Origin of the sequence: Streptococcus sp. HMSC062H02, from assembly GCF_001813005.1 — a bacterium.
Classification (GTDB): domain Bacteria; phylum Bacillota; class Bacilli; order Lactobacillales; family Streptococcaceae; genus Streptococcus; species Streptococcus oralis_S.
In genome coordinates, this window is record NZ_KV811110.1 from 10,672 (window position 1) to 31,098 (window position 20,427).

Here is a 20,427-nt window from a genome sequence, read left to right on the forward strand (position 1 = left end):
CGGGCTTTGTATCATAAACTATGCCTAAACGTACTGATATTCAAAAAATTATGGTGATTGGTTCTGGTCCGATTATTATTGGTCAGGCTGCTGAGTTTGACTACGCGGGGACCCAGGCCTGCTTGTCTTTGAAAGAGGAAGGTTATGAGGTTGTCTTGGTGAACTCAAACCCTGCCACCATCATGACGGACAAGGAGATTGCGGATAAGGTCTACATCGAACCGATTACACTTGAGTTTGTGACACGTATTCTCCGTAAGGAACGTCCAGATGCTTTGCTTCCAACTCTTGGAGGTCAGACAGGGCTCAATATGGCCATGGAATTGTCTAAAAATGGCATTCTAGATGAGCTTGGGGTAGAGCTTTTAGGTACTAAATTGTCTGCCATCGACCAAGCAGAGGACCGTGACCTCTTTAAACAATTGATGGAAGAGCTTGAGCAGCCAATTTCAGATTCTGGAATTGTCAACACAGTAGAAGCAGCTGTTGCCTTTGCGGCATCAATCGGCTACCCTGTTATCGTTCGTCCAGCCTTTACCCTTGGTGGTACTGGTGGTGGTATGTGTGCCAACGAGGAAGAATTGCGTGAAATCGCTGAAAATGGGTTGAAACTGTCACCTGTTACCCAATGTTTGATTGAACGTTCAATCGCAGGTTTCAAGGAAATCGAGTACGAAGTGATGCGAGACTCAGCTGATAATGCCCTTGTTGTTTGTAACATGGAAAACTTTGACCCAGTTGGGATTCACACAGGAGACTCCATCGTATTTGCCCCAGCACAAACCATGTCAGACTATGAAAACCAAATGCTTCGTGACGCGAGCTTGAGCATTATCCGCGCTCTCAAGATTGAAGGTGGATGTAACGTTCAGTTGGCACTTGATCCTCATAGCTTTAAGTATTATGTCATCGAAGTAAACCCTCGTGTATCTCGTTCATCCGCCCTTGCTTCTAAGGCGACGGGTTATCCAATCGCTAAATTGGCTGCTAAGATTGCAGTAGGATTGACCTTGGATGAGGTTATTAACCCAGTTACAGGATCAACCTATGCTATGTTTGAACCAGCGCTTGACTATGTTGTTGCTAAGATTCCTCGTTTCCCATTTGACAAGTTTGAAAAAGGTGAACGCCGTCTCGGAACTCAGATGAAAGCGACTGGGGAAGTCATGGCCATTGGTCGTAACATCGAGGAATCTCTTCTAAAAGCCTGTCGTTCACTTGAAATTGGGGTTCACCACAATGAAATGCCTGAACTGGCAACCGTTTCTGATGATGCCTTGATTGAAAAGGTTGTCAAGGCCCAAGATGACCGTCTCTTCTACGTATCAGAAGCTATTCGCCGTGGTTACACACCAGAAGAAATCGCTGAGCTTACGAAAATTGATATCTTTTATCTTGATAAACTCTTGCACATCTTTGAAATTGAGCAAGAATTAGGTGCCCATCCACAAGATCTAGAAGTCTTGAAAACTGCTAAACTTAATGGTTTCTCAGACCGTAAGATTGCGGAACTCTGGAAAACGACAGCTGAGCAAGTTCGTCAACTTCGCTTGGAAAACAAGATTGTCCCAGTTTACAAGATGGTCGATACCTGTGCGGCAGAATTCGACTCTGAAACACCATATTTCTATTCAACCTATGGTTGGGAAAATGAGTCTATCAAGTCTGACAAGGAATCTGTACTTGTCCTAGGTTCAGGTCCAATCCGTATCGGACAAGGGGTTGAGTTTGACTACGCAACCGTTCACTCTGTTAAGGCGATTCAGGCTGCTGGTTATGAAGCGATCATCATGAACTCAAATCCAGAGACCGTTTCTACCGACTTCTCGGTATCAGACAAACTTTACTTTGAACCATTGACATTCGAAGATGTGATGAATGTCATTGATTTGGAGCAACCAAAAGGCGTTATTGTTCAGTTTGGTGGTCAAACAGCTATCAACCTTGCAGAGCCTTTGGCAAAAGCAGGTGTGACCATTCTTGGTACCCAAGTAGCTGACTTGGATCGTGCCGAAGACCGCGACCTCTTCGAGCAAGCCCTCAAAGACTTGGATATTCCACAGCCACCAGGACAAACAGCAACTAATGAAGAAGAAGCGGTGCTTGCTGCTCGCAAGATTGGCTTCCCAGTCCTCGTTCGTCCATCTTATGTCTTGGGTGGACGTGCTATGGAAATCGTCGAAAACGAAGAAGACCTTCGTTCTTACATGCGTACCGCTGTTAAGGCCAGTCCAGACCATCCAGTCCTTGTCGATTCTTACATCGTTGGGCAAGAGTGTGAAGTCGATGCCATCTCAGACGGGGAAAATGTCCTCATTCCTGGTATCATGGAGCATATCGAACGTGCCGGTGTCCACTCAGGTGACTCAATGGCCGTTTATCCTCCACAAACCTTGTCGCAAAAGGTTCAGGAAACCATTGCAGACTACACCAAACGCCTAGCAATTGGTCTTAACTGTCTTGGTATGATGAACATCCAGTTTGTTATCAAGGATGAAAAAGTCTACGTTATTGAGGTTAATCCACGTGCCAGCCGTACAGTTCCATTCCTTTCAAAAGTAACCAATATCCCTATGGCTCAGGTAGCAACTAAGCTCATTCTTGGTCAAAGTTTATCAGAACTTGGTTACCAAGATGGACTTTACCCTGAAAGTACTCGCGTTCATATCAAGGCTCCAGTCTTCTCCTTCACCAAGTTAGCTAAGGTAGATAGCTTACTTGGTCCTGAAATGAAGTCAACAGGGGAAGTCATGGGTTCTGATGCTACTCTAGAAAAAGCTCTCTATAAAGCCTTTGAAGCTTCTTACCTCCATTTGCCAACTTTCGGAAATGTAGTCTTCACCATTGCAGATGATACCAAAGAAGAAGCCTTGGACTTGGCTCGCCGTTTCCAAAATATCGGTTACGGTATCCTCGCGACAGAAGGAACTGCAGCCTTCTTTGCTAGCCATGGATTGCATGCCCAGCCTGTTGGTAAGATTGGTGATGATGAGAAGGATATCCCAAGCTTTGTTCGTAAAGGAAAAATCCAAGCGATCATCAATACTGTCGGAACCAAGCGAACTGCTGACGAAGATGGTGAGCAAATCCGCCGTTCAGCCATTGAACATGGTGTGCCACTCTTTACAGCACTAGACACAGCAAATGCCATGCTTAAGGTGCTAGAAAGTCGTAGTTTTGTCACAGAAGCGATCTAGTTGAGAAAGAATTTTTACAGTTTTAAAGCCAGCGTCAGAAAACGCTGGCTTTTGCAATACTGATATTGCTTCTTTCAACTATCATTTTTTTTATTTGTAATCATTCTAAAATGTGATATAATAAGCGTGAATTGGAAATAGGTAAACTATTTTCATCATTCTTTCAAAAAATATTCTATTAAGAAATATGTAAAGACAGATTAGAAAGTGTAAAATCCCTATGTCCTCTTATAAAAAAGTCTCTCTTTCTGAGATCAATCAATCTATTGAGACTCCAAATAACAATCATTTTTGGCAAAATCTAAAAGCATTCTTAGGACCTGGAGCTCTTGTGGCAGTTGGCTACATGGATCCAGGAAACTGGATCACCAGTGTGGTTGGTGGTGCTTCCTACAAATATAGTCTCTTATTTGTTATTTTGATTTCATCCATCATTGCCATGCAACTACAACAGATGGCTGGAAAGCTCGGTATCGTAACTAAGATGGACCTAGCACAGGCAACTGCACATCATGCTCCCAAGTGGCTTCGTTATAGTTTATGGGTGATTTTAGAATTAGCTTTAATGGCGACCGACTTAGCTGAGGTTCTAGGCTCAGCGATTGCCTTAAATCTTTTATTTAAAATACCAATTATGGTCGCTATCCTCTTAACCGTTTTAGACGTATTTCTTTTGTTGTTGTTGATGAAATTTGGCTTCAAAAAAATTGAAGCCATTGTTACGACCCTTATTTTAACCATATTAGCCATCTTTACCTATCTGGTGGCTTTATCCAATCCAAGTATTCAGGGTATTTTGGGTGGTTATTTACCGACTCCAACATTATTTGAAACACCATTACCAGGTCATGAAAGCCAATTGACTTTGGCTCTAGGAATTGTGGGAGCGACAGTCATGCCCCATAATCTCTATCTTCATTCATCCCTATCCCAAACAAGGAAAATCAATCACAAAGATAAGAAGGATGTTCGAAAAGCCGTTCGTTTTATGACCTGGGATTCAAATCTTCAGTTGTCCCTCGCCTTTATTGTCAATTCCTTACTGCTCATTTTAGGGGCCTCTCTCTTTTTTGGTCATGCATCTGAAATTTCAGCTTTCTCCCAAATGTACAATGCTTTACAGGATTCGACAATAGCAGGAGCTATAGCTAGCTCAACTCTGTCAACTTTATTTGCCCTAGCTCTCTTAGCAAGTGGACAAAATTCGACCATTACAGGTACCTTAACAGGACAGATTGTCATGGAAGGCTTCTTGCATCTGAAATTGCCTCAGTGGATGATCCGTATCGGTACCCGTATTTTTGCATTGCTACCTGTGATTATAGTCGCCGTTTTGTTTGGACATCAAGAAAAAACCTTGGATCAGTTATTGGTCTATTCACAGGTCTTTCTGTCAATCGCTCTTCCGTTTTCAATCTTCCCTTTAATCTATCTGACCTCTAAGAAGTCACTGATGGGAGAATTCACCAATGCCAAGTGGAACACCATCCTAGGTTACGCAGTTTCAATCATCTTGACCATTCTCAATATCAAGCTTCTTTTCGATATTTTTTAAACTCGTTTGAAATCAATTATAGTGTCAGCGTGAAGGTTGACAACATAGAAAGTAGTAGTGATTGGTTCATAAAAAGAAGTACAAAAAAAGAACAGTGGTAACTGTTCTTTTTTATCATTATTTGAGACCGTATTTTTTGTTGAAACGATCCACGCGTCCATCTGCTTGAGTGAACTTTTGACGTCCAGTGTAGAATGGGTGTGAGTCTGATGAAATTTCCACACGGATCAATGGGTAAGTTTCGCCTTCGAACTCAACAGTTTCGTTAGAGCGTTTTGTTGAACCGCTAAGGAATTTGTAACCAGTAGTTGTGTCCATGAAGACAACTGGGCGATATTCTGGATGGATATCTTTTTTCATTTTGCAATATTTCCTTTCTGCCATGGTCTCTTTGCGAGCCATAGATTGTTACCATACTAGTCTATCAGATTCTGATAAGTTTGGCAAGTCTTTTCCCTGATTTTATTAAAAATCTTGATAAAAAATCACTCCAGTGTTTACTGGAGTGAGGGTAGAAGAATGATTAATTCTCTTGATTTGGAGCTTTTTCTTCTTGTTGATTTTTTACTTCTGTTTCTTTTACTGGTTCTGCGTTTTCTTCTGCTGATTTAGCCTCTTTTTCAGTTTCAGTAGGTTCTGTTTCCGTTGATTCTGTTACAGTTTCAGCTTCAGCCTCTGTTTCTGTTGGTTCGGCTACTGGCTCAGCTTCTGTTTTTGTTTCAGATTCAGTAGTTTCTTCTTTTACTGGTTCTGCGTTTTCTGCTACTGATTCAGCCTCCACATTAGCTGGTTCCTTAGCTTCTTCTGTTTGCTCGGTTTCCTCTTTAGCAGTCTCTGTTTTCTCAGCAGTAGTTTCTTCTTTTTTACGTTCTTGAGATTCTTTTTTGATTTCTTCGACTGCAGTTTTAACGGTAGAGCTTGTTACACGTCCGACAGTTTGAGCAAAATCTTTACCAGACTCAGCTAATTCAGTAAATGACTCTTTTGTAATTTTACCACCTGACATTGCCAAGAGACCAGTTACAACAAGTGCAATGCTAGCAAGAATAGCCAAAATCAAACCAAAGCCGATTGAAATGCCATATCCACCAAAGTTAGACATGTACTTATTTACATTAAAGAGACTATTTAGTGTGACGAGAGTTGCAATTGCACCCGCAACAATGACACCAATTGAGAACCCTTTAGACATTGCTTTATTCATATTATTCAAGCATGCAAGAACAATAGACACAATAGCCGCGATAATGACAAACCAACCATCACCTTGGTAACCATTCACGCTATAGGACCCAAAAGAACCTGCATTTAAACTAGCCCATGGCAAGAGTGAACCAAGAATGGCTACTCCAGCAGAAATGAGAATATACAAACGATTTTTTTCCATTATTAAGTCTCCTTTTATTCAGTTTGATTTATTATACCATAAACTGAGGTACAAAGAAACCGTATATTTTAAGAATCTAGCATATAAAAGGCCAAGAAAATTCTTTCTTAGCCTTGGTGAATCTGTAGAGCCTCTTTCAGTTCTTTATATATTTGTTCGTTTTCTTCTAGACTATAGGAATTGGCGCCACTGGCTAATGGATGCCCTCCCCCGTCATGTCGTTTGGCTATCTCATTGATAGGGGTGATTTTACTGCGCATTCGCACACGGAAGTGGCCATCAGCTTGTTCAACAAAGATAGCCCAAGCCTTAACAGTATCAATTCGACCAGGTGCCCCAACAATCGCTGCTGTTTCAGCATCCGTAACCTTATATTTTTCCAAGATGTCTTGAGTAAGCAGAACGCGTGCAGCCCCATTCTCATCAACTTCTAAGTGATCATAAACATACCCTTGCAATTTTGCAATCTTGAAGCTCATGGTATCCATTTGACGAGACAGTCCAGCAAAGTCAAAATCAATTTCTCGGAGCTGGCCAGCTATTCTAAAGGTACGGGCACTAGTTGAAGGGTAGAGAAAACGCCCTGTGTCCCCGACAATTCCTGCATAGAGAAGTCGTGCCGCTTCACTAGACAAAGTTAGCTGATTTTCTTGAGCAAATAATGCAATCATCTCACTGGCGCTGCTTGAACTTGTATCCACCCAAGATAGGTCACCATAGATGTCATCATTTGGATGGTGATCGATTTTGATGGTGAAATTAGCTTGTTCGTAGCGTTTATCATCGATACGAGGACGATTCGCTGTATCACAAATAATAGCAAGAGCTCCTTGGTAGTCATTGTCTTGGACAGTATCCATTTCCGCCATCCAGGTTAGAGTTGGTTCGTTATAACCGACTGCTTTGATGGTCTTTTCTGGAAAATGGTGTGTGAGAAGAGCTTTTAAACCTACCTGACTCCCTAAGGCATCTGGATCTGGTTTCATATGACGATGAATGATAATGGTATCGTATTCTTTGATTTTCTCTAAAATTTGCTGGCAAATTTCCATAAATAACCTCAATTCTTTCTCATTTCATTGTAGCACAAGAATTTTTATTTTTAAAATGAAAAAGATATGATATAATGGAGAAAGATAAATTGAGGAGGACGATATGGCATTAGCAAAAATTGTATTTGCCAGTATGACCGGTAATACCGAAGAAATTGCAGATATTGTAGCAGACAAATTGCGTGACTTGGGCTTGGATGTCGATGTGGATGAATGTACGACTGTTGACGCTTCAGACTTCTTGGAGGCAGACATCGCAATCGTTGCGACTTATACTTATGGAGACGGAGAATTGCCAGATGAGATGATGGACTTCTACGAAGACCTAGCAGATCTCAACTTGAATGGCAAAATCTATGGAGTGGTCGGTTCAGGAGATACCTTCTACGACGAATTCTGTAAAGCTGTTGATGACTTTGATCGTGTATTTGTCGCGACAGGAGCAGAAAAAGGTTCAGCGTGTGTTAAAGTGGACCTCTCTGCCGAAGAAGAAGACATCGAACGTTTGGAACAATTCGCAGAAGAATTGGCTGCAAAAGTAGGATAAGAATCAAACTGCGCTGACTGGAAGAAGTCAGTGCGTTTTTTTATTAATTATTTTGGGATTTTACTAGCCTATTTGGTAGCTTTTTGATACAATAATTCAAATAAAGGAGGAGATGCCATGGATTTAGATATTATTCGGCAAGAAATTGATCAAATCGACGACCAAATCGTTAAGCTCCTAGAAGAACGAATGCATTTGGTTGAGGGAGTAGTTGCCTATAAGAAAGCCTCAGGAAAACCTATTTTAGATACTAAGAGAGAAGAAGTTATTTTTGAGAAAGTCAAAAATCGAGTAGAAGATAAGCGCTATCAGGAGACCATTGTTGCAACTTTTTCAGACATACTCAAACGTTCGCGTGATTATCAGGATCAAAACATTAAATGAAAAAAGAACAATTTTATCCGCTAGGGATTTTTCTAGCTGCAATGGTGGGAGGCCTTGCCCGCTATCTCATTTCCACTTGGTTACCAGCTAGCCCAGACTTTCCTTGGGGGACCCTTCTCGTCAACTATCTGGGAATATTCTGCTTGGTCTATCTGGTAAAAGGCTATCTGGCCTATAAGGGAACCAGCAAAGGCTTGGTTTTGGCGCTGGGGACGGGATTTTGTGGTGGCTTGACAACTTTTTCTAGCCTAATGCTTGATGCAGTAAAACTGCTTGATACCGGGCGTTATTTGAGCTTGGTAATCTACCTAGTATTGAGTATTGGCGGAGGGCTTTTATTTGCTTATTGTCTAGGGAGGAAGAAATGGTAGTATTTTATCTAGCGCTTGCTTGTGGACTGGGTGCCCTTGTCCGTTATTTCTTTTCCCGTTATAATCATGGGTCAGGACTACCACTAGGAACACTCATAGCCAATCTTCTAGGTTGCTTTTTGATTGGATTATGCTACAACCATGTGGAGTCCAAGGAAGTCTATACCATCCTAGCTACAGGATTTTGTGGAGGTTTGACGACTTTTTCAACTTTGAATGAAGAGCTACAGAGACTGCTTAGTGACAAGAAGGTGTTTTACAGCTATTTTCTCTTAACTTACTTAGGAGGTTTAGTAGCGATTTTTTTAGGAATTCTGCTATAAATTTCTTTACTTTTAGGTGGAAATTTGGTAAACTGTATCTTGTGTGTAATGGACATACAAAAATACAGTTTATCCGCTGAGGAAGGTTCCTCAAGATTGACAAAGATAGGAGAAAAAAATGAATCCATTAATCCAAAGCTTGACTGAAGGTCAACTTCGTACAGATATCCCATCATTCCGTCCTGGTGACACTGTTCGTGTACACGCGAAAGTTGTCGAAGGAAACCGTGAACGTATCCAGATTTTTGAAGGTGTTGTTATTGCACGTAAAGGTGCTGGCATCTCAGAAAACTACACAGTTCGCAAAATCTCTAACGGTGTAGGTGTTGAGCGTATCTTCCCAATCCACACTCCACGTGTTGAAAAGATTGAAGTTGTTCGTTACGGTAAAGTACGTCGTGCGAAATTGTACTACTTGCGTGCTCTTCAAGGTAAAGCAGCTCGTATCAAAGAAATCCGTCGTTAATTCGACTAAAAAACTCTGCTCACCCAGCAGGGTTTTTCTCTAGCTCCCTTAGTTCAATGGATATAACAACTCCCTCCTAAGGAGTAGTTGCAGGTTCGATTCCTGCAGGGGGCAGTAAACTAGAAACAAAACACTGGATAACCAGTGTTTTTTCTTTGACCAAACTTTAAACATTTAATATGATATCCATGGTGTGGTATAATAGGAGAAAGTATCAGTGCTTATTTGAAGGGGAATTTCTCTCCTTATTATGAGTATTAGGATTTAGTTTTCTGAGAAAAATAATGATGTTTGAGTAAAGAAGGAAATGGAATGAAAATTTCTGGGACAAGTGGTAACGTTACTTTTGACTATGAAAATGGCTATGTTCTAAAAGCAGAGGGAGAGTTGTTGACTGATGGTAGCTTTATTGTATATAGGTCAAGCATACAGAATTGGGAACCAACTTACAATCACATTCTTATCACACAGAACGAGATAGATAAACTTGTCGAGGAAGTGAACTCCAGGATGACGGAGCAATCAATTCAGATCGAATTTATCTGAGTTAGAGTAGGAGAAGAATGATGAAAATCGATTACAGTGAACAGATGCTTACATGGGAATGGGATGGTTGTGTAATAAAGATAGAACTACCAGATATCATTCATGCGGAATATCATAAAGATGAGAACATGGTGATGGTTTATAGTGGAGAAAACTTTGTAAGCAAAATCATTTTCTACTTTAGTTTAGAAGGAAAACTGTTAGGGAAACAAAATCTACTAGAAGGAACCCTAGATTGGAATCATAATGGCAAACATCAGATTGGTTTTCATCATTTACATCATCTTCGATTTAGTCCTAAATATCAGCGTATCTTCAGTATATTTCGCTCATCCAGCGATTTTGACCTTCCATCAGAACTAGAGGTTTATAATTTAGAAGGTGAGAGAATCGACCAAATTGAATCTCCTGCAGGGTATACAATGCTATACATTTCTGAGATAAGTAAGAAGAAACTGAGAATTGTATGTGAAGCTCTTAAAGAAGATTGTTTTGATAGTTCTGGTCGAAGTGATTTCTATTTTAATGTGGATTTAGAAACTAGAAAATGGATAAAAGATGGCATCGCCTATTAAGGAAGAGAAATAGAAGACGGATTTTTATGATATTTTATGCTGAGAGATAATTGCACTAGGAGAATACAAATGAAACCAACAAAACTACAATGGGAAGATGTTATCCAGTTTGAAGAAGTAAAAGGTTATGGAAAATCCATCTGGAGAAATGATAACAAGTATTATTTAGTTTCAGAAGAGGGAACCGTAGCTTCTTGGTTAGTTGTCTATGAATTACCACAAGAATTATTTACCTTACTAGATAGTGGAGAGCGGACTCTACTTGAAATATCTTGGAAGGTTCAAAACGATTGTTGGCCACCGACGGAAGAAGAAAAGAAAGCTAGTGAGAAACGATTCATAGAAGAGAGTCCCACATCATTAATTGATTTACCTGAAACTAGAGAGTTATTTACTCAGGAAGAGCTTGAAAGATTAATTCCAATTGCTGAGCAAATGTGGATTGACTGGAGAGGCAAACTTCCAGATGATTATGTATCACCACTTAAGTAAGGAATGTATAAATGAAACCAACAAGACTACAATGGGAAGATGTTATCCAGTATGAAGAAGTAAAAGGTTACGGTCAGCATATCTGGAAAGATGAGGACAAGTATTATTTAGTTTTAGAAGAGGGAACCGTAGTTTCTTGGTTAGTTGTCTATGAATTACCACAAGAATTATTTATCTTACTAGAGAGTGGAAAACGGACTCTACTTGAAATATCTTGCAAAGTTAAGCACGATTATTGGCCACCGACAGAAGAAGAAAAGAACGAAATTAGAAAAGATAGAGCTAGAAAAAAGCCAATTGTGCTGATTTCCAACCGTAAAAATCAGTTGCTTTTTAGTGATAAAGAACTTGAAATGCTTATTCCCCAAGCCGAACAACAATGGATAGAATCAATGGGCAAAGTTCCAGATGATTATGTATCGCCACTCAAGTAAAAGAGATATATAATGAAACTGAATTCCAGATATTAGAGAGCTCTAATCCAGTTCACTGAAGCTATGAAAAAGCTTATATCATTTGATTATGGTTAGAAAGGGAGTGGAAATGATAGAAAAGAGAAAACATTATAAAGAACTAGTTCATCTAGGAGAATTTAAGAACAAATTAGTCTATTATGACTTAAAGGCAAAGAAATTGTATTTTTCAATTTCAGAAAGAATTTCTAAGAGTCAACAGTACGTTATACTTTCCCTGGTGTTGTTCGTTCTTCATTTTATCAGATTTCTGAATGTTTTGACAATCTTCAGTATACCTGCTCACAAGTACCTTTATTTGATTTTATTCTCTTGTATTTCCTTGCTTTTCGGGAAATTGCTGGATATCTATTTTAAGAAAGATTTGGATTTGTATCCTGCTCTATTTACAGATTTGGAGTACTTAGAATTCTTAGAGGTAGTAAAGAAAAGTGGAGCTGTTGTTTCTTCCGTAATTCGTGGTAGCGTTATTAGTTTGTTAGTATCTTTAGTCGTCTTCCTGTTATATCCTAGTTTTTTGCCATTATTTTTCCACTCGATACTTTTGTTTATTCTCTATTTGTGTATAGCAAATAATTTGCATAGGTGAAAGAGGGTAATGGGTAGCTTGATAAGAAATGTACGCACCAACTAGATCTTTTTTGCCTATGATAAAGAAGAATTAAAAAAGTAAAGAAAGTTGATTTATATGACAACAGAAATATTGCAATACAAAAATTGTACGGTATTAAAAAACAATAATGATTATCAGATTCTGTGGAGTAGAGGGAAAGAAATGCTTAATTTTCCCATTAGCCAGGAATTAGCAGAACGTGTTTCAAAATCAGAAAAAGACTCTTTAGAGGTAATGTTTTATTGTGAACATCATCGTTGGCCAGAGAAAGAAGAGTTAGAGGATTATAATCATTCAGATACGATTGTACATAAAGGCGATGGATTTGTTGTATATGAGACAAATGGTTATTACGAAATTGGCTTCTTTAAAGAAATTGGAGGAGCCATGGGTCCAGAAGTTTGCTATCCTATCAATAAGGAACTGATGGTTAAAGCATTTGAATCTTCTAGGGGAGCATATGAAGTCATGATTTATGCTGAAACAGGGCGCTGGCCCTTAAGTAAGCAAGATGATATTGATAGAAACTACATACGTAATCATCCTGAAACTATGCTATCAAATATAGAAGATCAACGTGAGTTGTTTGATGTTGAAGAGTTTAAAGCTCTTGTAAAAAAAGCCATCTCTTCAGAACTCAAGCCAACTGAACTTGATGCTATTGGTACAGTTGATAATCATTTAGAGGTTCTTCTGGTGGATTCAGTCGGCTGGCAGGAAGAGATAGAAACAGTTCATCTTGAAATTCTGCAGGAAAAAATTAACAATTATATCTACTTCCTCGAAAGCAAGCAGTATGTAGAGCGATATGGTGATAAGTTTGACAAAAAAGTCATCCATATCACATTCCAGTACTCTCCATCTGATAACGGATTGGCCTTTCTTGCGGCGGTTCAGAAGGTGTTACAACCCACAGATATGAGTTTGAAGGTGGAATTGCCGGAGTAAAGAGGGAGCGGAAACGCTCTCTTTTTGTGGTATAATGAGACTATATTTATAAAAAGATTATTTAGCATTTCTAAATAGCGAACTACTTATGCCAACGATTGACACAACGGGGCATTCTTACGATGATTTTCTATCTGCGATTGAACGTCAAGGCTATTATGAAATCAAAAATCCACGTGTCTATAAGCCTGGCACTAATGAAACTGAGCAAGTTGAGGGGATTTTTAGAATTAATCAATGGAGTAACTAAATGAAAATATATGAATTACCAGAGCCTAAAGATTATCAATCTTTTATTAATTTTTATCGTAATGTGATGGAAGAAGGGAAAGAGGAAGAAGCTTTTTTAGGCACAAATCCAAAATATCGTATATGGCAAAGGGACTCTTATGAACTTGATAGTACAGATATTGGAGTATTAATGGAATATTGCTTATTCCCTCTGTATGCAGAAGGTGATAGGGATATAGTGAGAAGAACCTTTGAAATCTTAAAAGATTTTAGCTTATCGGTTGACCTAGTCAAATTAGATAAGGTAACTGATTATATTTCTATGCAAGGCAGTCGTTTAAGAAGATATACAAGCCTTCCCTTTGTTATTGAAACAGATGAGTTGGTAAGAAATATTATAGAAAGTATTTCAAAATTATCAGATGAACAGAAACGTACTTATACCTATGAAAGACTATGTAATGTATTAGACCGTAGTCCGTTATACAGACAGTGTGATGAAGAAAAGGTAGAGAAGATTCTTAAGGAATTCAAGGAAAAATACTACAATCCACCTAAGGTAGTAGAAACCATTAAAACAGTTGAGAAAATTGAACTAGACGTTACGAGTATAGATGCGATGGGTGTTTCAGATGACCATCTAGAGTTGTTGTTGATTGATGAAAACAAATGGATAGAATCTCTGGAAGAAGAACACTTGTTGAAGCTTCAAGAAAAACTCAATAACTATATCTACTTCCTCGAAAGCAAGCAGTATGTAGAACGATACGGTGATAAGTTTGACAAAAAAATCATCCATATCACATTCCAGTATTCTCCATCAGACAACGGTCTAGCCTTCCTCGCAGCTGTTCAGAAAGTATTGCAACCCACAGATATGAGTTTGAAGGTAGAATTGCCTGAGGATGACACTTTACCAGAGAAGAAGAACTTATCAGTAAATGTAAGTCATTCAAATCATGATCAAGAAAAGGTATCTCAAGAGCGATATCTCCAGATTAAAAAAGAATATAAAATTCGCTTAGGATTAGTGATATTTCTATTTACTATATTTGCAATACTAAGCATAGTACTCATTTTTAATCTTTCTAGATTTATCCCACTTGCAGCAACAGCTATGGCAACAGTTGTGCCTTTTAATCATTTTCTGCTAGTTCCGCTATGGGAACAAAAAAAAGAGATAGAAGAGGAACATCCTGAATGGAAGAAACTGAGTACAAGTGGCGTCAAAGTTCCTTCGTCAGAATCGAGTAAAAGAACTTTGGCGTGTATAGGAACAGTTGTAGCCTTATTCTTCTCTTTTGCGATGCTCTACAGACCGGTTAAAGCGAATAAGCCAATACCTAGTATTGAGGAAATCAATAAGATACCAAAATTGGACCGCAAAACACCTAAAACATCAAGCTCTTCTAGTTCTGAAAGAGCTAACTCTTCAGATTCTGGAGCATCGTCTTCTACTGAAGAGAGCACGAAAGCAGAAAGTTCAGGAACGGAATCTTCAAAAGAAGAGACACATAACTATGATTTCCATCTTCCCGGAGTTGATGATGAGGAATTGCGTAGAGTCATTGATAGATCCAAAAAAGATTTTAGAGAGAACCATGCTAAAGAACAGACTACGGAATAGATAGATATAAAAGTAGAATTACTAGCTTAATTGAGGGAGCGAAAACCGCTCTCTTTTTGTGGTATAATGGAATATGTGGAGGGTTAGTATGCGTAAAGAATTTCTAGTTTACCAAAATAAAGTATACTCGAATTTTGTGAATTATATAAATGACTATATCCTACTTTCAAAAGATCCAGCGATGTTGGAAGAAGGATACGTTCCCTATAGTTTCTATGTAGATGATGCCGGAGAAGGCGTATACGGGAAGCTTGTGCCTTATAGTGAGGTTAGTCAGAGGTATTCGGTTTATGATCGTGTCCTATATAAAGGTCAGGAATTTACAATGGCTGGTCACAAGCATGGGGATGATGATTTTACAGCACCTGATTCTTATGTGCGACTCCTGGTTTTTGATAAAGAATTTCTAATTGAAAACAATTTAGCTGATGATGCGGAATTATTGGATGAGAAATATGGCGAGACAATGTATGCATCAGGAAAAATCCCTGTCAGCGAAGTAACGATTCTACGTCGTAGAAAGGATTTGCCAGTAGACCGAAGGAGAAAAATATGAAATCAGTTATTTTTACAATAAAAAACAACCAATCACTAAGAATTGGTGAGGTGCTTCAAGCAGAACTCTTTGAATGTTACAGCGTTTCCGCTAAGGATGCAGGATTAAAGCCATCTGCGGACTCTCTTATTTCGGATTTCCATTCTGTTCAGTTTGGGGTCAAAGAGAAGTCTAGTTTAGGGTTCCGTCTATCTTTTGATGGTCAAGCTTATCAGGTATCTGTTCCAGATTTGGCGACAGCTTCTGACTGGAGACTGGGGCCTTGATGTTCTTGAAAACCTTGCTCATTCTCTTAGACGTAACTGTATGTGAACATGATGGTGTGGCGTATGATAAAGATTCTATTCTAGAATTTCATTTCACAGATATTTTCTTATCAGCTCTTTCAGAATTGACTAAGGAAGTAAAAGTTCATCCCATCGTGGAAATTATGGGAGTGAAACGTCCTATTTACATCAATGAACTCTACCTAGGGCAGATTATCCATGTGCAGGACGAGCAACTCTTAAATAGTTATGACCAGCGTTTGCGCTTTACCCAACAGCTAAATGCTTATTACTCTGAACAGCAAGTTTTTAAAGTAGAGCAAAATGGAGAGGACATCATTATCCCTATCAATTATCTAAATAGTGAAGGACGAACTATTTTGCCGGCTCAACCAGAGCTAGAACCTCAATATTTACAAGAGTATCGAGGAAGTAAGGTTGCAGTTGCACGACTGTTTATCATGACAGCCGATGGGGAAAAACTAGCCGAGGTTCCTTATCGACAGTTCTTAGAGTCGTTGACCGAGGGTATCTATATGTTGGATGCCAAGTATGTTCTCGTAGACCCAATTTCTCCTGAAATGTTGCAGAAGTTATCACAAAACTAACATTCTAAGAAAATGATTCGTCTGTTCAAGATTGAAAAGTTACCATCTGATAGTTTTTTTCAGGTGGTTTTCTCTTTCCTTAAGTTCCCCATTTTTTATTTCTGTATTTATTTTATGCTATAATAAGACAAAGTTTTAATACCATCATTCAGCAATAGACCAAGTAAATACCTAGAAATAAGTAGAATTAACCAATGGAGTAACTAAATGCAGACGTATAAATTGAAAAATAAAGAAAATTATCAAAATTTTGTCAAACATTATCTAAAAGTGATGAGGGAAGGAAAAGAAGCAGAAGCTTTTCTTGGAGAGGACATTAGGTATCGTTTTCAACAACGAAACTCAATGATAACAGAATACACTGATATTCAGGTGCTGCTGGAATATTGTTTATTCCCTCTGTATATAGAAAGTGATAAAGATATAGAGAGAAGGACATTTGAGATATTAAAAGAGTTTTCTTTAAGTATTGATGAAAAGAAAATATGGCAAGTTACGGAATATTTATTGATTCAAGATTTCGTTCTAGCGGAATATAAACCCCTCCCTTTTGAAATTGATACAAGAAAATTAGTTCCTCTTATACTTGATACAATAGAAAAACTTCCTAGCGAGTTAAAAACTAGTGGATATTACAGTCGATTGATTGGAAATATTAAATCAATTCCTTCTTTCAAGTCTTATGAGGGGGAAAAGGTAGAGAAAATCCTTAAGGAATTCAAGGAAAAATACTACAATCCACCAAAGGATATCAATTTGTAGGAAAGTGAATGTGGCTGTGGCGATAATGGAGAAATTTTGATGACAAAACAGGAACTAGCGAATTTCATTAGTAAACATAGAGATAAAATAGGGACATTTTATATTGCGCTTGATGAACGATTTGAAGGTCAATTTACCTTGGGATACTATTACGATGAGAAGTCTAAACAATATAAAGTATATGAGGTTAATGAGCGCCAAGATATCTGGATAAGAGACGAATTTAAAAATGAAAGTGATGCAATAAATCGACTTTATCGTTTGATAAAAACAACATTTTGGATAAAAGAATCTCTTATTCAGTTAGATGTTTCAGAAATTGATGCAATCGGAACGAGTGATACAAACTTGGAACTTTTATTAATAGATGGCAATCTTTGGCTTCCAGATACTGAAGAAGAACATCTTTTGAAACTTCAAGAAAAACTTAACAACTATATCTACTTCCTCGAAATCAAGCAATATGTGGATCGATATGGCGATAGCTTTGACAAAAAAATCATCCGTATCACATTCCAATATTCTCCATCGGATAATGGACTAGCCTTTCTCGCTGCGGTTCAGAAGACATTACAGAATACAGATATGAGCCTGAAGGTAGAATTACCTGAGTGACAAAGAGAGCGGAAACGCTCTTTTTTATGTTATAATAGGCATAGAATGTATAGGAGAAAGAGATGAAGGAAAATAAACGCTTATTTTGGGTTGTTAGTGTGATGTTAATGGTCCTGACTCTTTATACACTGACTGGATGTAGTTTGGGTGGTGAAACCATTCCCAAAAACAGAACAAAGGAACAGTACGAATTTGAAAAAACGTTTGAGCCTATATTTAAATTTTTAGAGCAAGATAAGAAGGATTTTAATGGATTAAAGCTTTACAAAAATAGTATTTATATAGAGAGTGGAAACGTAGTAAAGGATTATAAAGTATTCTTAGATACTAGCCAATCTGACATTAAGGGTGACTATACAATAAAAATTGGGGATAATAAAGAAACAGTTCCTGTTACTTACTCTAATGGGAAGTTAAATTATGGGTCGGAGGTAACTCCTTTATATGATGAAGAAATTCTTAATTTGGTAGTACAAAGAGATTATTTCGCTTCCTTGAATATAAAAGAAACCTTTAAGAGTGCTGAAACTGAATTGAGCGATATTATCTACCAGCCTGAAAATCATTCTGACCTCTATAAATATCTTAAAAATAAGTACGACATGCCAGAAGATACGACCTGTCGAATAATATTAGATTACTCTAGTGGAACAATCTATGGAATTTCAATACTAATGGAATCTAAGGATGAGGCTGTTCAAATAGATTTAACTATATTTAAACAACGGGAGGATAATCAATGAATGAAATTGAAAAAAGGAACCGTCGGGTTGAAAGGTAAAGCACTATAAAAGCTGTTTTATAACTGATTTTTAATGAGCATCAGGAGATATTATGTTAAAATCGAACAAGTGGATATTCCTTGCAATTTCCGTTCCCTTTATTATTATTGGTTTGTCATATTTGTTAATTAGGATACCGATTGGGAACACTGGTAAGTTTATTCATGATCATGCGGATTCTATCAAAAGCGAAATTATTGCAGACATAGACAGTCAAGGGCAATATATAAAGTCAGTGACGCTTTTACCAGGTTCTGCGAGGGGAGGCTTTGATAATGGTGGAGATGTAGGTGGAAATTATCATATTTCCTTTACAGCCTATGCTAATAATAATCGCAAGCAGTCAATGAAAGTAGAATTATACTTTCCTGATGCTGGTATAGGTCCTTTTACATTTATAAAACCCAATCCTTATAAATCTCCTGAAACTATGAGGAGATGGTACTTATCAGTAGTAGAGGTATCAAGTGACCCCTCGTGGGATTGGAAGCGAGAGCAAGATAAATTGACTGAAACTATGAATAAACTTGATCGCAAGAGCAAGGATGCCTCCAGGCAAGTTGAAAAAGAAATTATGATTCGTAATCTTAACAGATGGCTACAAGAACATGAGGAAAATTTCAAACTAGCTATCCAAACAGACCTGTATAGAAACGACCCAGAATTGGAACAGAAATTAGGAAAGATTCAAAGTATCAGTGTAAGTGAATATCAAATGTACATTCCTTCGACAGGTAGCGACATTAGTTTTGATGTTCGATTTGAGAAATATCCTGAAGAAGTAGCTACTATAAACGTTCGCTTGCATTCCCAAGGGGAACAATCAGTTTTTAAGGATCCCTCAGTAGCTGCAACTATTAGTTTTGAAAGAGAACGTTTTGTTATAAAAACTGTGTACGACTCCAAGCTATTTCCAATTTTTAATCAAAGTCGATTTGGTAATAGTAATGGAGAAATATCTTATGAACTCCCAAAAGATTATGAAAATCAATTTTTAATTCCTTAACTTTCAAGCAAGCTATTATGCTTGCTTTATCTTTATGGCTTCAAGCCATAAGAGTAAGAACGACAAATCGATGCATGATAGAGGAGATTCAAGCTTATATCTTTTCCTTGTAGACATGGGATACTGATGTTTTCAAGTATAAAGGAGTAAAAACCATGCTAGCTATTTGTATAGATTCTATAGGTGACAAGTCAGGAACCTATAAGTTGTTAAGAAATTATTCATCCTTGCCTTTCTCTTTAATTCAATCCAGAATAGAAGATCATGACACGGTAATAGAAGTAGACATGTTAGATTTGGATGAATTGAAAAAGGTTAGAGCACTCATCCATGAGTTGAGTGCTATTGGGACTATGGTTACGATGAGAGATTCGACTGGTATTATCACCTTAGAATTTTTAAATAATATTATTTCTACCTTCGAAGAGATTGCGGCTGAAAGAGAAGAATTAGATGCTCTGATGTTTGAGGAGGAAGAGTGATTGTCACCTTTTCCAGTGAATCATACATTCCCAAGATAATTTTTAGTAATAAAAGGAAAATCAATGAAAGATAATAAAAATTTGTTGCTCTTTCTACAGGAGTTGATATACGGTCTTGTAGATTTTATCAGTGAGAAAGAATATAAGGAATTTGTCTTTGACTCCTTAAAACTTTCAAAACAGGAGCTTGATAAAGAGAGTGGGTTTTGTCCAGATGATTTATACAATCGATTGGAAAATATGGATGAGCAGGATATCTTGACATTTCAGATGCTAGATAAGAAAACCAATCCACTAGTATGGAACTGTATCGCTAATTTATTTGTCTTAGTTTGTCATTATTCTTATATGGCTTCGGGGGAAGTCTACCTGCCACAAACGATAGAAAGTGTCGACGAGGACACACTGGCTGTTCTTGCCTTAAGCTACAAACAAATCCTATCTGAAAACAGTGAACTCATTTCACAAATATCTGGGCCAGAAATAGAAGGATATTTAAAGGATGAGCTCGTTAAAAACTACTTTGGACCACTATTTTTATCTGATGAGAACGAATAGGCTAT

At 38.0% G+C, this 20,427-nt stretch carries 23 protein-coding genes, 1 tRNA gene and 2 pseudogenes; 23 read left to right on the plus strand and 3 right to left on the minus strand.

Annotation, left to right across the window (positions count from 1 at the left end):
- The first annotated feature begins 20 nt into the window (after positions 1 to 20).
- Both carB and HMPREF2885_RS03795 read left to right on the plus strand, forming a co-directional pair.
- The gene (carB, locus tag HMPREF2885_RS03790; RefSeq protein WP_070657163.1) at positions 21 to 3,197 is read left to right on the plus strand and encodes a carbamoyl-phosphate synthase large subunit; all 3,177 of its coding nucleotides are present in this window, start codon (positions 21 to 23) and stop codon (positions 3,195 to 3,197) included.
- A 220-nt stretch (positions 3,198 to 3,417) separates the two neighbouring features.
- The gene (locus tag HMPREF2885_RS03795; RefSeq protein WP_049501345.1) at positions 3,418 to 4,752 is read left to right on the plus strand and encodes an Nramp family divalent metal transporter; all 1,335 of its coding nucleotides are present in this window, start codon (positions 3,418 to 3,420) and stop codon (positions 4,750 to 4,752) included.
- A 117-nt stretch (positions 4,753 to 4,869) separates the two neighbouring features.
- On the opposite strand, the gene HMPREF2885_RS03800 is transcribed toward HMPREF2885_RS03795, so the two are convergent.
- The 3 genes from HMPREF2885_RS03800 to HMPREF2885_RS03810 all read right to left on the minus strand — a co-directional run bounded on the left by HMPREF2885_RS03800 (position 4,870) and on the right by HMPREF2885_RS03810 (position 7,191).
- Entirely contained in the window at positions 4,870 to 5,112 is a 243-nt protein-coding gene (locus HMPREF2885_RS03800; protein WP_000710762.1) for a type B 50S ribosomal protein L31, read from the minus strand.
- A 163-nt stretch (positions 5,113 to 5,275) separates the two neighbouring features.
- Entirely contained in the window at positions 5,276 to 6,139 is an 864-nt protein-coding gene (locus HMPREF2885_RS03805; RefSeq protein WP_049550417.1) for a lantibiotic ABC transporter permease, read from the minus strand.
- A gap of 107 nt (positions 6,140 to 6,246) precedes the next feature.
- Positions 6,247 to 7,191: a DHH family phosphoesterase gene (locus tag HMPREF2885_RS03810; RefSeq protein ID WP_049490233.1), complete on the minus strand. Its 945-nt coding sequence runs from the start codon at positions 7,189 to 7,191 to the stop codon at positions 6,247 to 6,249.
- Between the two features lie 103 nt (positions 7,192 to 7,294).
- Here HMPREF2885_RS03810 and HMPREF2885_RS03815 point away from each other — a divergent pair, with 103 nt between their 5' ends.
- From HMPREF2885_RS03815 to HMPREF2885_RS03915, 21 genes and pseudogenes are all read left to right on the plus strand, one after another.
- A complete protein-coding gene (locus tag HMPREF2885_RS03815; RefSeq protein ID WP_001162123.1) occupies positions 7,295 to 7,738 on the plus strand; it encodes a flavodoxin in 444 nt (147 codons plus the stop codon).
- 117 nt (positions 7,739 to 7,855) lie between these two features.
- Positions 7,856 to 8,122, plus strand: a complete 267-nt coding sequence (locus HMPREF2885_RS03820; protein WP_000362439.1) for a chorismate mutase — start codon at positions 7,856 to 7,858, stop codon at positions 8,120 to 8,122.
- The gene (crcB, locus tag HMPREF2885_RS03825) at positions 8,119 to 8,493 is read left to right on the plus strand and encodes a fluoride efflux transporter CrcB (RefSeq protein ID WP_000712108.1); all 375 of its coding nucleotides are present in this window, start codon (positions 8,119 to 8,121) and stop codon (positions 8,491 to 8,493) included. The genes HMPREF2885_RS03820 and crcB (HMPREF2885_RS03825) overlap by 4 nt, the downstream gene beginning before the upstream one ends.
- Positions 8,487 to 8,816 carry a fluoride efflux transporter CrcB gene (gene crcB / locus HMPREF2885_RS03830; RefSeq protein ID WP_000260097.1) on the plus strand — a complete coding sequence of 110 codons (330 nt, stop codon included), beginning with the start codon at positions 8,487 to 8,489 and terminating at the stop codon, positions 8,814 to 8,816. Before crcB (HMPREF2885_RS03825) ends, crcB (HMPREF2885_RS03830) begins: the two co-directional genes overlap by 7 nt.
- A 118-nt stretch (positions 8,817 to 8,934) precedes the next feature.
- On the plus strand, positions 8,935 to 9,282 hold the full coding sequence (gene rplS / locus HMPREF2885_RS03835) for a 50S ribosomal protein L19 (RefSeq protein ID WP_001068669.1): 348 nt from the start codon (positions 8,935 to 8,937) through the stop codon (positions 9,280 to 9,282).
- 42 nt (positions 9,283 to 9,324) lie between these two features.
- Positions 9,325 to 9,396 (plus strand) — tRNA-Arg (locus tag HMPREF2885_RS03840).
- Positions 9,397 to 9,594: 198 nt separating this feature from the next.
- Complete coding sequence (locus HMPREF2885_RS03845) at positions 9,595 to 9,828, plus strand: Imm74 family immunity protein (RefSeq protein ID WP_000703149.1); 234 nt, start codon at positions 9,595 to 9,597, stop codon at positions 9,826 to 9,828.
- Positions 9,829 to 9,848: 20 nt separating this feature from the next.
- On the plus strand, positions 9,849 to 10,403 hold the full coding sequence (locus HMPREF2885_RS03850) for a hypothetical protein (RefSeq protein ID WP_049550022.1): 555 nt from the start codon (positions 9,849 to 9,851) through the stop codon (positions 10,401 to 10,403).
- A gap of 69 nt (positions 10,404 to 10,472) precedes the next feature.
- The gene (locus HMPREF2885_RS03855; protein ID WP_049490227.1) at positions 10,473 to 10,895 is read left to right on the plus strand and encodes a hypothetical protein; all 423 of its coding nucleotides are present in this window, start codon (positions 10,473 to 10,475) and stop codon (positions 10,893 to 10,895) included.
- An 11-nt stretch (positions 10,896 to 10,906) separates the two neighbouring features.
- On the plus strand, positions 10,907 to 11,329 hold the full coding sequence (locus HMPREF2885_RS03860; protein WP_000805398.1) for a hypothetical protein: 423 nt from the start codon (positions 10,907 to 10,909) through the stop codon (positions 11,327 to 11,329).
- 886 nt (positions 11,330 to 12,215) lie between these two features.
- Positions 12,216 to 12,929 carry a DUF6572 domain-containing protein gene (locus HMPREF2885_RS03870; RefSeq protein WP_225893252.1) on the plus strand — a complete coding sequence of 238 codons (714 nt, stop codon included), beginning with the start codon at positions 12,216 to 12,218 and terminating at the stop codon, positions 12,927 to 12,929.
- A gap of 88 nt (positions 12,930 to 13,017) precedes the next feature.
- Positions 13,018 to 13,179: a hypothetical protein gene (locus HMPREF2885_RS10140; RefSeq protein WP_001142078.1), complete on the plus strand. Its 162-nt coding sequence runs from the start codon at positions 13,018 to 13,020 to the stop codon at positions 13,177 to 13,179.
- Positions 13,180 to 14,064 (plus strand): annotated as a pseudogene (gene ifs, locus HMPREF2885_RS03875) (NAD glycohydrolase toxin immunity factor); the annotation flags it as partial. It abuts the gene before it with no gap.
- Between the two features lie 811 nt (positions 14,065 to 14,875).
- Positions 14,876 to 15,343 (plus strand): hypothetical protein, encoded by a 468-nt coding sequence (locus tag HMPREF2885_RS03880; protein ID WP_049490225.1) that lies wholly within the window; start codon positions 14,876 to 14,878, stop codon positions 15,341 to 15,343.
- Positions 15,340 to 16,217, plus strand: a pseudogene (locus HMPREF2885_RS03885) (DUF4299 family protein). The gene HMPREF2885_RS03880 and the pseudogene HMPREF2885_RS03885 overlap by 4 nt, the downstream one beginning before the upstream one ends.
- A gap of 207 nt (positions 16,218 to 16,424) precedes the next feature.
- Complete coding sequence (locus HMPREF2885_RS03890; protein ID WP_049490224.1) at positions 16,425 to 16,979, plus strand: NAD glycohydrolase inhibitor; 555 nt, start codon at positions 16,425 to 16,427, stop codon at positions 16,977 to 16,979.
- Between the two features lie 39 nt (positions 16,980 to 17,018).
- Entirely contained in the window at positions 17,019 to 17,594 is a 576-nt protein-coding gene (locus tag HMPREF2885_RS03895) for a DUF6572 domain-containing protein (RefSeq protein ID WP_049490223.1), read from the plus strand.
- A gap of 62 nt (positions 17,595 to 17,656) precedes the next feature.
- Positions 17,657 to 18,337, plus strand: coding sequence for a hypothetical protein (locus HMPREF2885_RS03900; RefSeq protein WP_049490222.1), 681 nt, complete (start codon positions 17,657 to 17,659; stop codon positions 18,335 to 18,337).
- Positions 18,338 to 18,428: 91 nt separating this feature from the next.
- Positions 18,429 to 19,382, plus strand: a complete 954-nt coding sequence (locus tag HMPREF2885_RS03905; protein WP_000920280.1) for a hypothetical protein — start codon at positions 18,429 to 18,431, stop codon at positions 19,380 to 19,382.
- 155 nt (positions 19,383 to 19,537) lie between these two features.
- Complete coding sequence (locus HMPREF2885_RS03910) at positions 19,538 to 19,864, plus strand: hypothetical protein (protein WP_044021737.1); 327 nt, start codon at positions 19,538 to 19,540, stop codon at positions 19,862 to 19,864.
- A gap of 63 nt (positions 19,865 to 19,927) precedes the next feature.
- Positions 19,928 to 20,422, plus strand: a complete 495-nt coding sequence (locus HMPREF2885_RS03915) for an Imm6 family immunity protein (RefSeq protein ID WP_049550018.1) — start codon at positions 19,928 to 19,930, stop codon at positions 20,420 to 20,422.
- Positions 20,423 to 20,427 lie beyond the last annotated feature (5 nt).